Genomic DNA, 14,157 nt, shown 5'->3' with positions numbered 1-14,157 from the left:
GCCGAAACAAGGTGACGAAACGCTGACAGCATGCCCCGGCAATCGACTGCCGGGGCATGGGGTATCTGTCAATGGGCCGTAGCGGCGCCGAACCAGGTCGACAAGGCCCGGTGGAGACCGGATGTGGCGGTTTCGGCGGGCTCGGTGGAATCCGCTGCCCAGGCGATGTAGGCGTCGGGGCGGATCAGCAGGGCGTCGGCTGGAGGGTTGTCGGTTTTGGCGGTGATGATGTCGACTCGGAGGGGCCGGCGTTCGGCGATTTCCCGGAGTTCGGGGCGGTCGGTGAAGTCGAGGAGGACGGGGCGGGAGGTGTGCATGAGTTCGGCGACGGTGATGATGTCGGGGTCGGTGTGGAGGGTGAGGTTCGGGGCGAAAGTTCCGGTCAATGGGTGGGTTTCGGGGGTGGGGTCGCCGCCTCGGCGTAGGGCCACCTGGGCGCGGGTTTGGCGGCGGGCTCGGGCACCGGCGTAGTGGCGTTCGGTGTGGTAGGTGTCGAGAAGTGAAGCGGGGGCCCAACCCTGCACTGCCGCAGCCAGTTTCCAGGCCAGATTCACGGTGTCGGAGAGGCCGCAGTTGAGGGCCGTCCCGGTGGCCGGGAAGAGGTGGGCCGCGTCGCCGGCGAGGAAGACCCGTCCAGCGCGATAGTTTTCGGCCTGGCGGTCCTGGAAGACATAGCGGGACAGACGGGTCGGCTCGCCCAAAGGCAGGTCGAAGCCCAGGACGCGACGGATGCTGGCGCCGAGTTCGGCCATCGTCAGCGGGTCGTCGCTGTCGTAGTCGGCGGGGTCGTCCTCGGTGGACTGGAGATAGAGGATGCCGCCGTGAGCCGCCACGGCGAACATGCCGCGCTCGGTGCGGGTGAAACCGGAACGGACCGTGCCTGTTCCGGGGATTTCGAGGTCGCCGTTGGGAAGGACCGCGCACCTCCGCGGTGACGGTCGAGTCGTCCTGACTCAGCCCGGTCACTTCGTGGCCGCGGCGGATCTCCGCGCCGAGTGCGTCGGCGTGCTCGCCCAGCACGCGTTCGATGGCGTGCTGGGCGATGGACAGTGCCCGCATGGGCGGGTCGGGCCCGCTCCCACGATGATGACGTCGGTTTCCACACCCATTGTCGCTCAGTGCCTTTCGTATGGTTCGGTGGCGAGCGCGGCCGAGCTCTCCACCACGACCGCGCGGATCAATTCGGTTATCAGCGGTTCCGACGCCCGCGCGGTCCAGACCACCGCCGCCTCGATGGGCGGCGCGTCGGTGATCGGGACCACGCTGGTCACGGGGTCGGCGAAACGGCGGCCCAGGGACTCCGGTGCGAGCCAGATCCCCTGCCGCCGGACGGCGATGCCCGGCCCGTCCGCCGTGTCGAGCACCGCCGGCGCCGGACGCCCGGCGGCGGGACGCAACGCGGCGGCCCACTGCCGTTCGACCGGATCGGACGGGAAGATGGCCGGGAGCACCAGGGTCTCCGCGGCCAGATCGGCCAGCGGCAGCCGCTCCCGCGCGGCCAGCCGGTGCCCACGCGCGAGCACCGCCACCCACCGGTCCTGCCCGATCACGCTGTAGCGCAGGCGGTTTCCGGCAAGCGGCAGCCACACCAGACCCGCGTCCACTCGGCCCGACTCGAGTTCGCGCAGGCTCTCCGGCATCGACCGGACACCCACCAGCACCACCCGCAGCCCGGGATCGGCCGCCTCCAGCCGATCGGCGACCCGGATCAGCGACGGCGCCGCCGACCGAGGGCAGCACACCACCCGCAGCTGTTTGATCGACTGCCCCGCAACGGTATTCATCCGTTCGGACAACTCCATCAAACCGGCCACCATGGTTTTGGCGCCGTCCGCGAAGATCTCGCCGGCAGCGGTGAGACTCACCCCTCGAGAGTCTCGCACCAGGAGAATCACTCCCAGCGCCCGCTCCAGCTGCTTGATCTGCGCGGACAGCGTCTGCTGGGTGGTGTGCAGCCGGGCCGCCGCCCGCGTGATGCTGCCCTCCTCCGCGACCGCCCCGAACGACTCGAGCTGGCGGATGCTCAACTCCGGCAGCACCGAGCGGGGACGGCGGTCCGGCGGCCGATCCCGCACACCCGCCGGCAACTGCTCGGAAGTCATTCCACAACTCCTCCAAAGGGATCGCGACCGGACCGGTCACCACGACGGAACCCCTGCTCACACCGGGCGTCAGGGGCTCACGTACTAGAGTGGTCGCCCGGCCACCGCCGAACAACGACAGAACCAGCAATGCCGCATTAACCGCGGAGTTAACGAGACAGGGATTCCGTGGAGCTGCGCGAGATCGAGATCTTCTTGACGCTGGCCGAAGAACTGCACTTCGGCCGGACCGCCGAACGACTCAATGTCACCCCGGCGCGCATCACGCAGGCGATCAAGAAGCAGGAACGGCAGATCGGCGCGCTGCTGTTCGAACGCACCAATCGCACGGTGCGGCTCACCTCCGTCGGCGAACAGCTACGCGACGATCTGCGGCCGCTGTTCGAGGGATTGGAACGCAGCGTGCGGCGCGCGAAGCAGGCCGCCCGCGGGCACACCGCGGTCCTGAAACTGGCCCTGCTGCCGTTCAATATCCCCGAGTTCCACCGCTATTGGAACGAATTCCGCGCCCGCCACCCGCAGTGGGAGCTCCAGGTCCACCGACTCCCCTACACCGACGTCTTCGGGTCCCTGCGCAATGGCGACTACGACGTCATCGCGGTCTGGGGCCCGGTCCCCGACGACGTCACCATCGGGCCCGCACTGTTCAGCGACAGCCGGGTGATGGCGGTCAGCTCCGACCACGAACTCGCCGACCGCGACACGGTGTCGATCGAGGACTACTCCGACTACACGCATTCGATGCCGCCGGGCAACGCCCGCGAATGGGAGGAGACCTATCTCCCCTTCACCACGCCGACCGGACGCCCGATCAACCGCCTGCGCCCGGTCACCAATGTCGACGACCTCATCGAATGGGTCATCAACGGCGACATCATCCATTCCTTCCCCGCCCACGTCACCGAATTCTGGAAGATGTCGCACGTCCGCTTCATCCCCATCCCCGACGTCCCACCCCTCACCTACCACCTCTGCTGGCGCGCCGACGCCGACACCGAACCCATCCGCGCGCTCGCCCAGGTCCTCACCGACCTGCGCGGAGCCTGAGGATCACCGCCCGCTACTCCCAAGCCCAGCGAGGCTGGTCGAGGTGGTCGACGCGGGTGGGGCGGCCGTGGAGGACGACCTCACGGAATTGGTGGAGGATCGCGGCGGTCGGGGCGTGCAAGTGGCCGCCCATCATCGGGAGCTGAATGGTGGGGCGATCGGAACCGGGGACGGCGGCGAATCGCGGGTCGACGTCGAGTTCGGAGAGCGGGATCCAGTGCACGACGGCCACTTCGGCAGGATTCGGGGTGAGCGGGGGCGGGTCGCCGACCCAGGCCACGACGGGGGTCATGATGTAGCCGGAGCGGGTCGGGTAGTCGTCGAGCAGGCCCAGGACAGCCGATCGGGGCAGCGCGATGCCCAGTTCCTCGTGCAGTTCGCGCAAGGCCGCGGCTTGCGGGTCCTCACCCGGGTCGAGGCGGCCGCCGGGGAGAGCCAGCTGGCCGGCGTGGGCGCGCAGGCTCGGGGCGCGTTCGGTCAGCCAGATGCCTTGGTCCGCACCGCGGTCGACGATCGCGATCAGCATCGCGGCGGGCTTGCGGCCTTCCGGATCGACGGTCCGGCGCGGGAACGCGTCGAGCGCCTCGGCCATCGCGTCCCGCAACCGGGTCGCGGGCACGTCGGTCCAGCGGTATCCGCTGCTGTCCTGGTCGACGGGCATTCGCCGAACCTAGATCGCCGCGACACCCACCGTCAAGCAGCCAGTATCGTTCCGGCATGCGCGATTTCGGGATGGGATTTGCCCAGTTCTTGGCGGGGCAGCGGTGGGTGGCCCGGCATCGCCGGGAGTACGGGCTGGGGCTGGTGCCCGCACTGATCACGCTGGTGATCTACGGGGCCGCGCTGGTCGGGGTGATCACCTGGGGCGGGGACGTGACGGAGACGCTGACACCGTTCGCGGACGGGTGGCCGAGCCCCTGGCTGGGATTGTTCCGCGGGGCGCTGATGGTGGCGTTGATCGCGCTGGCGGTGCTGGTGGCCGCGTTGACCTTCACCGCGGTGACCCTGTTGATCGGATCGCCGTTCTACGACGTGATCTCCGAGCGGGTCGATCGGTCGGTCTCTCCGGACGGAACCGCGCCCGAATCGGGGCTGGCCTGGTGGGTCGAGCTGTGGGTGTCCGTCCGCGACAGCGCCCGAATCCTGGTGCGGGCCATGCTGTGGGCGGTACTGCTGTTCGTGCTCGGGTTCGTACCCGTCATCGGACAGACGGTGATTCCCGTGCTGGCGGTGTTCGTCACCGGGTTCTTCCTGACCCAGGAACTGACATCGGTTGCGCTGCAACGACGCGGAGTGCAGCTGAACCAGCAGATGGCCATGCTGCGCTCCCGCAAGACCGTGGCCTGGGGCTTCGGCGCACCGCTCGCGGCGGCGTTCCTCATCCCGGTGGTGGCCGTGTTCCTCATGCCCGGGGCGGTCGCCGGGGCCACACTGCTGAGCCGCCAACTGCTGGGCGAACCGACCCGGGCCTGACGCCGCCGCTCAGCGAGTGACGGCGGGCAGGGACTGGGCTTCGGCGAATGCCGCCATGTCGACCATGCGGCGGGCATTGGACAGGGCGGTGATGGTGCACACGCCCAGCGCGCCGGTGCGATCGTAGAGGGTGGCGGTGGAGACGGCGATGCCGTTCGCGGACACGTGATCCCGGGCGTGCACGCCGATCTCCGGGCCCTCCGGCAGGCGCGAGAGGGTCATGGTGACATCGGTGTTGATGTAGCCGACGCCCGCGGTGCCCCAGTTGCACACCAGGTTGGTGGTGTCGGCGGCGAAGGCCGCGCGCTCGAACGGGGTGATGGGCTCGCCCGCGATCAGGGGCGGAACGTTGTTCCAGGCGGCTTTGCGGTGCGGGTTGACGCCGGAGGCGAAATCGTGGGTCCAGTCGGCGGACCCGGACTTGAACAGCGGCGGCGCGCCCTCGGGCCGGTCGAGCCGCTGGTCGGGGACCGGCAGTTCCTGGGTGGGCTGCCAGATCTCGCCGGGCGGCTCGGCCGCGGCGATCAGGAATTGGACGGTGGCGCGGGCCCGGACCTGGTCCTGCTGGACGATCGAGGCGTCGACGACGCGGATGCGGTTGCCGTCGCGGACGATCGAGCTGTGCAGTTCGATCGGCTCGTTCAGGACGGGGCTGAACATGTCGACGGTGAAACGGGCGGGCACGAACCCGGGACCGGGGCTGTGGGTTTCGAGCTCGTGGGCCAGCAGGCCGCAGACGGCGGTGCCCGCGAGCTGGCTGGAAGACCAGGCGCTGACCGCCATACGGGTCGCCGTGTAGCGACCGTCCTCCCGAGTGAAGAACGCGGTCATGGTGCCTCCCCTACCTGGTGATGATCTTCCAAATTAGAACACGTGTCAGAAACGCGGGGGAAGGCGCGCGTCCCGATCAGCGAGCAACGGACGGGGTCAGTTCACCCAGGGCGGGTTCACCACGGTGCCGTCGAGCAGCTCGCCGGTGAAACCGACGGGGGCCGTGACCAGCACCTCGGCAGGCCGGTCGGACGGGTTGTCCAGGCGGATGACCGAATCCGCGGGCGCCACGCCCGCGTCACCGGCGGCGAGTCGCGCCGACTCCCCCTGGATGGTCAGCGTGATCGAGCCCGCCAGCACCACGAAGCCCTCCTCGCGGTGGATGCGGTGCGCGACACCTTCGGTGCCGGGCGCGATCTCGAGACGCCACACGCACAGCTCGCTGCTGCCGACAGCGGGACGGATCAAGGGGGTGAAGCGGGCACCGTGCATCTCGTGGGACTGGACATCGGCGGCGTGGACGACGGGCATGGACACTCTCCTTTGGTCAAGCAGGTTGACTATATAGTCAAGCTTGTTGACTTCTTTGTCAAGTGTCAAGATCTCAGACATGCCCGGATTCGCACAGGACCTGCCGCTGCTGCTGCTCGCGGCCGCCGCCGAGGTGACCGACGCCATCAACGACGGCTGCGTGGCGGCCGGGTTCACCGACATCCGGCCCACCCACGGCTTCGCCTTCGTGCGCATGGCGCCGTCCGGGGCGACGGTCGGCGAGATCGCCGAACACCTGGGCGTCACCAAGCAGGCGGCCAGCCAGCTGGTCGACGAACTCGTCAAAAAGGGCTACGCGCAGCGCAATCCGCATCCCACCGACGCCCGCGCCAAGATCGTCACGCTCACCGAACGCGGCTGGGCGTGCACCCGCGCCGCCGACGCCGCCGCGGCCCGATTCACCGAGCGATGGGCGGCGACACTCGGAGTCGCGGCGACGGCCGAGCTGCGCAACGCCCTCGCACGCGTGGTCACACCGGGCCGCGTGCGCCCCTCGGCCTGGTGACCGATCCGCCGGGAACTCAGCCCAGTTCGAGGGTGGTCGCGCCGAACACCCGATCCAGCCGGTAATCCCGCACCGGTCCGGTGTACATGCGCGCGGTCTCGAAGCTCGGCGTCAGACCGGCCTCCTCCATGAGGCGCACCGCCGGCTCGTTGACCAGCGGAACATCCACCGCCAGCGGCATTCCCGCAGCGTGCGCGGCGAGCGCGGCCAGCAGTTGACGCGCGTCGGCGGGCGTATCCGCGAACAGGGGCCCGACCCGCAGGGTGTCCCGGGCGGGTCGCAGGACGGCGTACCCGGTGAGCGTGCCGTCGACAATGCGCGCGAACGTCCGATGCCCCGGTTCGTCGAGCCAGGCGGTGAGAAATGCCGGGCGATCCGCCGGATAGCACGCGGAGTCGTACGGCAGCAGCTCCGCCGTATCCGCCGGGGCGAGCGCCGTGACCGCGTTGTCGGGCAACGGCAGTCGTGGCACCCCGATGAATCGCGCACTGCTGTAGGCGAGTTCGAATCCACTGCGCCGGTAGTTGTCCTGCTGCGCGGGCACCCCGTCCAGGCCGACCACCCGGTTTCCCGCGTGCTTCAACCCCGCTTCCCAGGTGGCCAGCCCGAAGCCACGCCCGCGCAGCTCGGGCCGCACCAGATAGAAACCCAGGAAGGCGTAGTCCGCGCCGTAATTGACGACCGACACCGCGGACGCGGGCTCCCCGTTCACCCGACCCAGGAAGAACCCGTCGGGATCCTGCGCGAAATACGAGGTGGTATCCCGCCGCCCGGGATTCCAGCCCTCGGCGGCCGCCCACTCCACCACGGTGGCCCACTCCCCCGGCGTCGCCCGGGAAACGACCAGATCATCGATGCGCACGGTCTCCGGCATGCGACCAACGGTAGCCGCAAAACCGCTGCTACTCGGCATAATTCGCGGAGCCGGGGCAGAGCGCGAGCAGCGCCGCCCGGCCCGCGCGGCAGCACGACGCCGCCCCGACGTGGGTACAATCCGCTCCGGTCCCGGCACCGCGATGCGCCACGTGCTGGACAAGCCGGGACGGACGGGCCGTTCGCGGTGAAACCGCCGGGGACAGGCCGTCCGCACCGCCGCCACTCGGCGCCGACGGCGAGGACCGGGTGCGGCAGCGGGGACTCGAGCACGCGGCGATCGGGGGCCGGGACTCCGGTAGGGTCGGTGTGTCATGCCCCGCGACCTGCGAGGTTGCGCGGAGTTCGAGGAAGATATGGCCGACTACGCACATTCCGATCACGCCAGCCGAAGCCGCGAGGAGAAGGCTCGGCGGCTGGCCGCGTATGTCTGGGCACGCGGGATCAGCGGGGACGAGTTGCTGGAACTGCCGGTGGCGCAGCGGCGGAAACTGGCCCGGGCGGCGGAGACGAATCCGCCCAGCACCGAGGAGACCTGGCAGGTGGTGGCCCGGTTACTCGGGGAGAAGGACGCGTGGGCGGCCCGGAATCCGGGGCATCCGGCGGCCACGCGCGATCACGCGGACGAGAAGATCCTGTGGGTGAAACCGCCGGTCAAGCCGTGGGAGTAGCGGGAAACCCGCCGCCCGCGAACTCTTGACAGCAAGAAATGAACAAGGGTTCACTGCTTGGGTGTCCCCCGACTACGAAAACCACGCCGGCACCCGCCCGGCCGCCTGGCGCGACGACCTGACCGGTGGCGACGACTCGCTGTTCGCGGGCCGCCCGGAACCGGTGAACGAGTACACCGGGCGCACCCTGACCTACGAGGTGACCGGCCGGATCGCGCGCATCACCTTCAACCGGCCCGAGCGCGGCAATGCCATCACCGTCGACACCCCGATCGAACTGGCCGCGGCCGTCGAGCGCGCCGACCTGGATCCACGGGTGCACGTCATGGTGGTGAGCGGGCGCGGCAAGGGCTTCTGCGGCGGCTACGACCTGTCGATCTTCGCCGAGAACGGCCTCGAACCGGCCGAGGGCGCCCAGCCCGCCGAGGGCAGCGTGCTCGATCCGGTCGTGCAGGCGCGCAATCACAATCCGTGGGCCACCTGGGATCCCATGGTCGACTACGCCATGATGTCGCGCTTCAACCGCGGCTTCTCCAGCCTGCTGCACGCCAACAAGCCGACCGTGGCCAAGGTGCACGGCTTCGCGATCGCGGGCGGCACCGATATCGCGCTGTTCGCCGATCAGATCATCTGCGCCGACGACGCCCGCTTCGGCTACCCGCCCACCCGCACCTGGGGCATCCCCGCCGCGGGCATGTGGGCGCACCGTGTCGGCGACCAGCGGGCCAAGCGCCTGCTGTTCACCGGCGACAGCCTCAGCGGCGAACAGGCCCTCGAATGGGGCCTCGCCATCGAGGCCCCGCCCGCCGACGAACTGGACGCGCGCACCGAGGAACTGCTGGAACGCATTTCGATGGTGCCGATCAACCAGCTGGTCATGGCGAAACTGGCCCTCAACAGCGCGCTACTCAACCAGGGCGTGGCCAACTCCGGCATGGTCAGCACCGTGTTCGACGGGATCTCACGGCACACCCGCGAGGGCTATGCCTTCCAATTGCGCTCGGCCACCGCCGGTTTCCGCGAGGCCGTGCGGGAACGCGACGAGCCGTTCGGCGATTGGAAGCGCGCGCAATTCGGGAAGCCCGCGGGCGAGTCGAAACCGGCCGAGCCCGAGGCGTAGTCGGGGCCTGGTCGGCGAACCCCGTCGGTCGCGGCTCAGTCGATCCCGTCCAGATCCGTGCGCTCGACCTCGGCGACCACCCGGTCGGCCAGTGACCGTACGGCCTTCGCCTCCTCGGCGGTCATCTCGTCGATGAACAGCAGCCGCACCAGCTCCACATGGTTGGGCGCGGCGGCCTCGAGGGCGGCGCGGCCCGCGTCGGTGAGCCGGATCTCGCGGCCGCGGGCGTCGTCGGCGGCCTGGCAGCGGTCGACCAGGCCGCGGGTCGCCATCCGGGACAGATGCTTGGACAGGCGGCTCTTGTCCCAGCAGATCTCCGCGCCCAGTTCCTTGGCACGCAGCTGGCCACCGGCCGCGGACAGCGCGACCAGCACTTCGTAGTCGGAGAACGACAGCCCGTCCCGGGTCAGTCCGGCGGCGATCGCCGAGTCCAGGCGTTGCCGCATGCGGATGAAGGACTGCCAGGTCGTCTGTTCCTCATCGGTCAGCCAGCGCGTCATGACATCCATGGTATCGGGAAATAGTTGACATGGACACCATAACAATCCTCAGGAAGTTCACGGAGAATCCGTGCCACCCCCGGCATGCAACCTTCGGTACAGTACTGACCGTTCGATTTGCGTAGTTCTGGCGGAAATCGTCAATGCCCGAGCGCATTTCAGTCAGGACGAATGAGACACATAGTGGCAGAAGAGGTTCCGGCATTCGGGGTAAATCCCCTAATTCACCTCGATGAATAGCTCATCCGGTTGACAATGCAACGTTGCGCCAGAACACTCGGGCCAGCTAACCCTAACCGCGCCGACATTGAGGAATACATGAACGTTCGCCGGCTACTCGTCACCGCCAGCGTCGCGGGCCTGACGACCATCGCAGCCCAGACCGCCGTCGCCACCGCCGATGTCATCACCGGATCCGCCGGTACCGGATCCTCCGCCATCGACACCGGTTCGGCCGCCACCGGCTCCGCGGGTCTCAGCCAGACCGGCTCCGCCGGCGGCCCCGTGTACCAGAACTGCGACCAGGCCCGCGCCGCCGGCGCCGCTCCGCTGTTCCGCGGCCAGCCCGGCTACAGCCCGCATCTGGACCCCGACGGCACCGGCATGGCTTGCCCGACGGTCTGACAGAGACCCAAACAAAAATGTGGCCCGGTCCGATGGGACCGGGCCACATTCGTGTTCGGATTCGGGCGGCTGTCCCCCGAATCCGGCTGCCGCTCAGCGGCGGAAGATCTTCACCACGACCAGGGTCGCGATCAGGGCGCCCGCGCCGATCAGGCTGTACTTGATCTTCGGCTCGTTGATCTTCGCCACCAGGGACTGTTTGGCATTGTCCGCCAGCCGCTGGGGGTCGGCGCGTACCGCCAGCTCGTCGAGGGTGCTCGCGAGCCGGTTGCGTGCGGCCTCGATCTCCCGCTCGATCGCTTCGGTATCTCTCGCCACGTCACACTCCTGTCTGAAAGCCGCGCGGAATCCGCGGCGCCGTCGAATCGGGGCCGCTCTCGCGCGACGCACGCGCAGGCGAGCCGACCTGCCGAGAGTGTATCGCCAACACCGGCTCGAGCCCGTCGACTAGCGTGGCGGCATGACCGAGAATCACCGACTCAGTCCCGGGGACACCGCGCCCGCCTTCACGCTGCCCGATGCCGACGGCAAGGACGTCTCGCTGTCGGACTACCGCGGCCGCAAGGTGATCGTGTACTTCTACCCGGCCGCCAGCACTCCCGGCTGCACCAAGCAGGCCTGCGATTTCCGCGACAACCTGGCCGATCTCGACGGCGCGGGCATCGACGTCATCGGCGTCTCCCCCGACAAGCCGGCCAAGCTGGCCAAGTTCCGCGACACCGAACAGCTCACCTTCCCGCTGCTGTCGGATCCGGAGAAGGAGACGCTGTCCGCGTACGGCGCCTTCGGCGAGAAGATGATGTACGGCAAGAAGGTGACCGGCGTCATCCGCTCCACCTTCCTGATCGACGAGCACGGCAAGGTCGAGGTCGCCCAGTACAACGTGAGGGCCACCGGCCACGTGGCCAAGCTGCGCCGCGACTTGAATCTCCGCCTCCCCGAGACTTCAGCGGGCGACTGAGAGCCGCCGACCGTTTCGGCACCCGGACTATTTCGGCACCCGGGCCGGCGGCCAGGTGCCGAAACGATCCTGGACGTACCCGGGGAGTTACCGGGATCGGCACGAGATCGGTTGTCGCCCCGGCCACCGAAAGCGCAGAACCCCGGCCCATTCCGGAGCCGGGGTTCTCGTCATGTCGGGGGCGGGTGTCAGACCTTGGGCATCATCTGGGCGGCCCACTTCAGCATCATGCGCCAGTGGTTGTCCCACCAGGAGGAGAACTCCTCGGTGCCGTACGCCGGCGGCGCGAGTTCGCCCGGGAACAAGCCGGATTCGCTCGGGGATCCCGCCGTGCGGGTCGGCGCGGGGATGATCGACTCCGGGCTGGAGGCCATCGTGGGTTCCGGCTCGGCCTTGATCAGCGGCCGCGGCTTCCCGCCGGAACGGGCGGGACCCCAGTTCAGGGTGGCCGGGTCGACGGTCACCCAATCACCGGGCAGCAATTCGGACGCGGGCAGCGGGTCAGCGTTCGGGACCACACCGTCCTCCCCCGCCACCGGGCCGATGGGCAGGCCGTCGACTCCGAGCACGGAACCCGAGTCGGGGCCGGGGACGGCCGCCTCACTCATCCGAGGCTCGCCGTCGTGCCCGTCGGCGGTGACCCGGGAATCGGTGAGGACGGGCTCGGGCACCTTCTTGGAATCGCTGCCCGAGGCGAGGACGCCGCCCACCACCAGACCGCCCGCCAGCACGCTGGCCGCCGCGAACAGTGCCGCGGAACCACGGGCCCGGCGGATGCGCTCGGCCGCCTCACCCGCGAACTCGGCCTCGGGCAGCGCGGTCAGGGCCGCGCCGAGGGCCGGGGCGGCCGCCGCCACCTGGCATGGGATCACGGGCGCGCCGAAGCCGGACTCCAGCGCCGCGACCACCGCGGATTCGGTTGCGGCGGAACCGATCAGCACCACCGCGTCGGGCTTCACCCCGGCCGCGTCGAACTGGTCCCAGGCGGCGGTCACCGCGGAACGCATGGCGTCGTCGGTGGCCGCGCCGCCGGTCAGCGTCACCGCGGCGAGCACCCGGGCGCGGTCCGGCGAGATGAGGGAGAACGCCTGGAAGCCGGGCACCACCTCGCAGATGGCGAGGTCCTCGAATTCGTCCACCCAGGTCATGGCGCGCGCCACCGCCAGGTGCGCGGCCTTGGCGGACACCAGCGAGGCGTCGTGCCAGGGGCCGGCGGCCAGCTTGGTGACGATGGCGCGGCGCTCGGCGGCGTCGCGGTAGGTGACGGCCGCGCCGATGATCTCCCGATCCGCGCCGATCTTGTCGGCGATGTCCTCGAGCGCCGTCTCCACCGCGACCGCCAAGTCGGCCTTCGCCTCTCCGCCGATCGGCAGGACGCGCTCGAGCAGTACCCGCTCGGTCAGCTTGTCGCCCGTGTCGGCGAGGGCCACGGCGCGCACCGTGCCGCGTTCGGTGGCGACGCCGAGCGTCACCGCGGTACGAACAGGGGTAGGAGCAACCACAATCAGCCTTCCAACGTCGACGTACAGGCGAAGATCACGCGGTCGAGAGAGGAGAACCGAGGACGAACCGGGTTCGAAAGAGGCCGGGCCCCTTTCAACGGAGAACCGCAGCTGAGAGGCAGCTGCGATGATTCTTCGGAGCCGACGACGGCTCGGATGGGTCGGATTCGGTGACACACGAACTACCGCAGCGTGTCATGCGCGTGTCGTAACCCGTAGGCTGTTGAGCGTGGAAGCACGCACGGGAACCAGGTCGGCGCGACGACCGGACCCTGCGTTGGAGCTGCAGGACGACCCACAGGAGCTGATGCCCCGTCGCCGCCCGACGCAGGAACGATCGAAGCGCAAGTTCGACGCCCTGTTGCAGGCCTCCCGCGAATTACTGGTCGAGGTCGGCTTCGAATCGTTCACCTGCGAAGAGGTCGCGGCCCGCGCGGAGGTGCCGATCGGCACGCTCTACCAGTTCTTCGCCAACAAGTACGTCATCGTCTGCGAGCTGAATCGTCAAGACCTGGTGGCGGTTTCGCAGGAGCTGGCCGACTTCCACGGCGAGATCCCGTCCATGGACTGGCTGCGGCACATGACCCAGCTCGTCGACCACCTGGCCGACCTGTGGATGACCGACCCCTCCCGGCGCGAGGTGTGGCTGGCCATGCAGTCCACCCCGTCCACCCGGGCCACCGGCGCGATCCACGAAAAGGAGTTCGCCGAAGCGGTTTCGCAGATGCTGCGCCCGCTGATGCCGCGCACCCCGCGCGGCCGCCGCTCCATGATGGCGCAGGTGCTGGTGCACGTCGTGTACTCGATGCTGAACTTCTCGGTGCAGGACGGCCTGGCCCACGAGGACGCCGTCGCCGAGCTCAAGCGCCTCATGGTGGCGTATCTGCTGATCGCGGAGAAGGAATCGCGATCCGGCGGGCAGCGCACCACCTTCGATCCGGAGTAGCGCGCACCCGCGAACCGCGTCAGTCGCGGATCAGGTCGGCGATCTCGCCGGGATCCTCCAGCACCACCATGGCGGCGGCGGTGTCGCCATCGTGGGTGAGCGACAGGTGAACTCGCACCCGCGGCAGGAATTCCGCTGCCAGCCCGTGCAATTTGATGCTGGGCCGTCCCCAGGCGTCGTTGACGACCTCGATCAGCGGGTACGGGTTGTCGCCGATCTGCGGGCTGCGAGCGAAGCGGGATGACGCCCACGCCTTGATGACCGCCTCCTTCGCCGCCCAGCGGATGGCATAGCTGCGTGCCGGGTCGGTGCCCTTGCTTTGGCAATAGCGCCGCTCCCCAGCGGTGAAACTCTCCCGGAGCATGGTGGTTCCGGTGCGTTCCATTTGCTCGGCGAACTCGGAGATGGTGACCAAGTCCAGGCCGATACCCAGGATCGTCACAGTGCGGGACTCCTAGATTCCTCGTTAGTGCAGTCGAATTGGCTGCGAACATACCAGCGGACCTACGG

The 14,157-nt window shown here is 69.1% G+C and carries 18 protein-coding genes and 1 pseudogene; 8 read left to right on the top strand and 11 right to left on the bottom strand.

Annotation, left to right across the window (positions count from 1 at the left end; all coding sequences use genetic code 11):
* Positions 1-68: 68 nt before the first annotated feature.
* The 3 genes and pseudogenes from ACQPYY_RS07125 to ACQPYY_RS07115 all read right to left on the bottom strand — a co-directional run bounded on the left by ACQPYY_RS07125 (position 69) and on the right by ACQPYY_RS07115 (position 2,102).
* Positions 69-842 (bottom strand): FAD-dependent monooxygenase, encoded by a 774-nt coding sequence (locus tag ACQPYY_RS07125; RefSeq protein WP_433593155.1) that lies wholly within the window; start codon positions 840-842, stop codon positions 69-71.
* 127 nt (positions 843-969) lie between these two features.
* A pseudogene (locus ACQPYY_RS07120) lies at positions 970-1,059 on the bottom strand (hypothetical protein); the annotation flags it as partial.
* A gap of 56 nt (positions 1,060-1,115) precedes the next feature.
* Positions 1,116-2,102, bottom strand: coding sequence for a LysR family transcriptional regulator (locus ACQPYY_RS07115; protein ID WP_433593154.1), 987 nt, complete (start codon positions 2,100-2,102; stop codon positions 1,116-1,118).
* A 168-nt stretch (positions 2,103-2,270) separates the two neighbouring features.
* On the opposite strand from ACQPYY_RS07115, the gene ACQPYY_RS07110 reads away from it, so the two are divergent.
* Positions 2,271-3,149: a LysR family transcriptional regulator gene (locus ACQPYY_RS07110; protein WP_433593153.1), complete on the top strand. Its 879-nt coding sequence runs from the start codon at positions 2,271-2,273 to the stop codon at positions 3,147-3,149.
* Between the two features lie 13 nt (positions 3,150-3,162).
* Here the strand turns inward: ACQPYY_RS07110 and ACQPYY_RS07105 are convergent, their stop codons facing one another.
* The gene (locus ACQPYY_RS07105; protein WP_433593152.1) at positions 3,163-3,810 is read right to left on the bottom strand and encodes an NUDIX hydrolase; all 648 of its coding nucleotides are present in this window, start codon (positions 3,808-3,810) and stop codon (positions 3,163-3,165) included.
* 56 nt (positions 3,811-3,866) lie between these two features.
* On the opposite strand from ACQPYY_RS07105, the gene ACQPYY_RS07100 reads away from it, so the two are divergent.
* Positions 3,867-4,622 (top strand): EI24 domain-containing protein, encoded by a 756-nt coding sequence (locus ACQPYY_RS07100; protein ID WP_433593151.1) that lies wholly within the window; start codon positions 3,867-3,869, stop codon positions 4,620-4,622.
* A gap of 9 nt (positions 4,623-4,631) precedes the next feature.
* Here the strand turns inward: ACQPYY_RS07100 and ACQPYY_RS07095 are convergent, their stop codons facing one another.
* Both ACQPYY_RS07095 and ACQPYY_RS07090 read right to left on the bottom strand, forming a co-directional pair.
* The gene (locus ACQPYY_RS07095; RefSeq protein WP_433593150.1) at positions 4,632-5,453 is read right to left on the bottom strand and encodes a thioesterase family protein; all 822 of its coding nucleotides are present in this window, start codon (positions 5,451-5,453) and stop codon (positions 4,632-4,634) included.
* Positions 5,454-5,549: 96 nt separating this feature from the next.
* Positions 5,550-5,924, bottom strand: coding sequence for a cupin domain-containing protein (locus tag ACQPYY_RS07090; protein WP_433593149.1), 375 nt, complete (start codon positions 5,922-5,924; stop codon positions 5,550-5,552).
* A gap of 79 nt (positions 5,925-6,003) precedes the next feature.
* On the opposite strand from ACQPYY_RS07090, the gene ACQPYY_RS07085 reads away from it, so the two are divergent.
* A complete protein-coding gene (locus ACQPYY_RS07085) occupies positions 6,004-6,450 on the top strand; it encodes a MarR family winged helix-turn-helix transcriptional regulator (protein WP_379100776.1) in 447 nt (148 codons plus the stop codon).
* 16 nt (positions 6,451-6,466) lie between these two features.
* Here ACQPYY_RS07085 and ACQPYY_RS07080 read toward each other — a convergent pair whose 3' ends face one another.
* On the bottom strand, positions 6,467-7,324 hold the full coding sequence (locus ACQPYY_RS07080) for a GNAT family N-acetyltransferase (RefSeq protein WP_357284247.1): 858 nt from the start codon (positions 7,322-7,324) through the stop codon (positions 6,467-6,469).
* A 355-nt stretch (positions 7,325-7,679) separates the two neighbouring features.
* On the opposite strand from ACQPYY_RS07080, the gene ACQPYY_RS07075 reads away from it, so the two are divergent.
* Entirely contained in the window at positions 7,680-7,994 is a 315-nt protein-coding gene (locus tag ACQPYY_RS07075; RefSeq protein ID WP_433593148.1) for a hypothetical protein, read from the top strand.
* Positions 7,995-8,055: 61 nt separating this feature from the next.
* Positions 8,056-9,114: a crotonase/enoyl-CoA hydratase family protein gene (locus ACQPYY_RS07070; protein ID WP_433593147.1), complete on the top strand. Its 1,059-nt coding sequence runs from the start codon at positions 8,056-8,058 to the stop codon at positions 9,112-9,114.
* Positions 9,115-9,149: 35 nt separating this feature from the next.
* Here ACQPYY_RS07070 and ACQPYY_RS07065 read toward each other — a convergent pair whose 3' ends face one another.
* Entirely contained in the window at positions 9,150-9,614 is a 465-nt protein-coding gene (locus tag ACQPYY_RS07065) for a MarR family winged helix-turn-helix transcriptional regulator (RefSeq protein WP_433593146.1), read from the bottom strand.
* 318 nt (positions 9,615-9,932) lie between these two features.
* On the opposite strand from ACQPYY_RS07065, the gene ACQPYY_RS07060 reads away from it, so the two are divergent.
* Positions 9,933-10,238 (top strand): excalibur calcium-binding domain-containing protein, encoded by a 306-nt coding sequence (locus tag ACQPYY_RS07060; RefSeq protein WP_357284238.1) that lies wholly within the window; start codon positions 9,933-9,935, stop codon positions 10,236-10,238.
* 93 nt (positions 10,239-10,331) lie between these two features.
* On the opposite strand, the gene ACQPYY_RS07055 is transcribed toward ACQPYY_RS07060, so the two are convergent.
* Positions 10,332-10,556: a DUF3618 domain-containing protein gene (locus tag ACQPYY_RS07055; RefSeq protein WP_357284235.1), complete on the bottom strand. Its 225-nt coding sequence runs from the start codon at positions 10,554-10,556 to the stop codon at positions 10,332-10,334.
* Positions 10,557-10,698: 142 nt separating this feature from the next.
* On the opposite strand from ACQPYY_RS07055, the gene bcp reads away from it, so the two are divergent.
* Positions 10,699-11,199: a thioredoxin-dependent thiol peroxidase gene (gene bcp / locus ACQPYY_RS07050; protein WP_379100762.1), complete on the top strand. Its 501-nt coding sequence runs from the start codon at positions 10,699-10,701 to the stop codon at positions 11,197-11,199.
* Between the two features lie 188 nt (positions 11,200-11,387).
* Here bcp and ACQPYY_RS07045 read toward each other — a convergent pair whose 3' ends face one another.
* Complete coding sequence (locus ACQPYY_RS07045; protein WP_379100759.1) at positions 11,388-12,671, bottom strand: hypothetical protein; 1,284 nt, start codon at positions 12,669-12,671, stop codon at positions 11,388-11,390.
* 337 nt (positions 12,672-13,008) lie between these two features.
* On the opposite strand from ACQPYY_RS07045, the gene ACQPYY_RS07040 reads away from it, so the two are divergent.
* Positions 13,009-13,647 carry a TetR/AcrR family transcriptional regulator gene (locus tag ACQPYY_RS07040; RefSeq protein ID WP_357284577.1) on the top strand — a complete coding sequence of 213 codons (639 nt, stop codon included), beginning with the start codon at positions 13,009-13,011 and terminating at the stop codon, positions 13,645-13,647.
* A gap of 19 nt (positions 13,648-13,666) precedes the next feature.
* On the opposite strand, the gene acpS is transcribed toward ACQPYY_RS07040, so the two are convergent.
* Positions 13,667-14,089, bottom strand: coding sequence for a holo-ACP synthase AcpS (gene acpS, locus ACQPYY_RS07035; RefSeq protein ID WP_357284227.1), 423 nt, complete (start codon positions 14,087-14,089; stop codon positions 13,667-13,669).
* Positions 14,090-14,157 lie beyond the last annotated feature (68 nt).

The organism is Nocardia sp. CA-145437 (assembly GCF_050956485.1).
Taxonomy (GTDB): domain Bacteria; phylum Actinomycetota; class Actinomycetes; order Mycobacteriales; family Mycobacteriaceae; genus Nocardia.
Note: the sequence above shows the minus strand (reverse complement) of the source record. Positions and strands in the feature narration are given on the sequence as shown.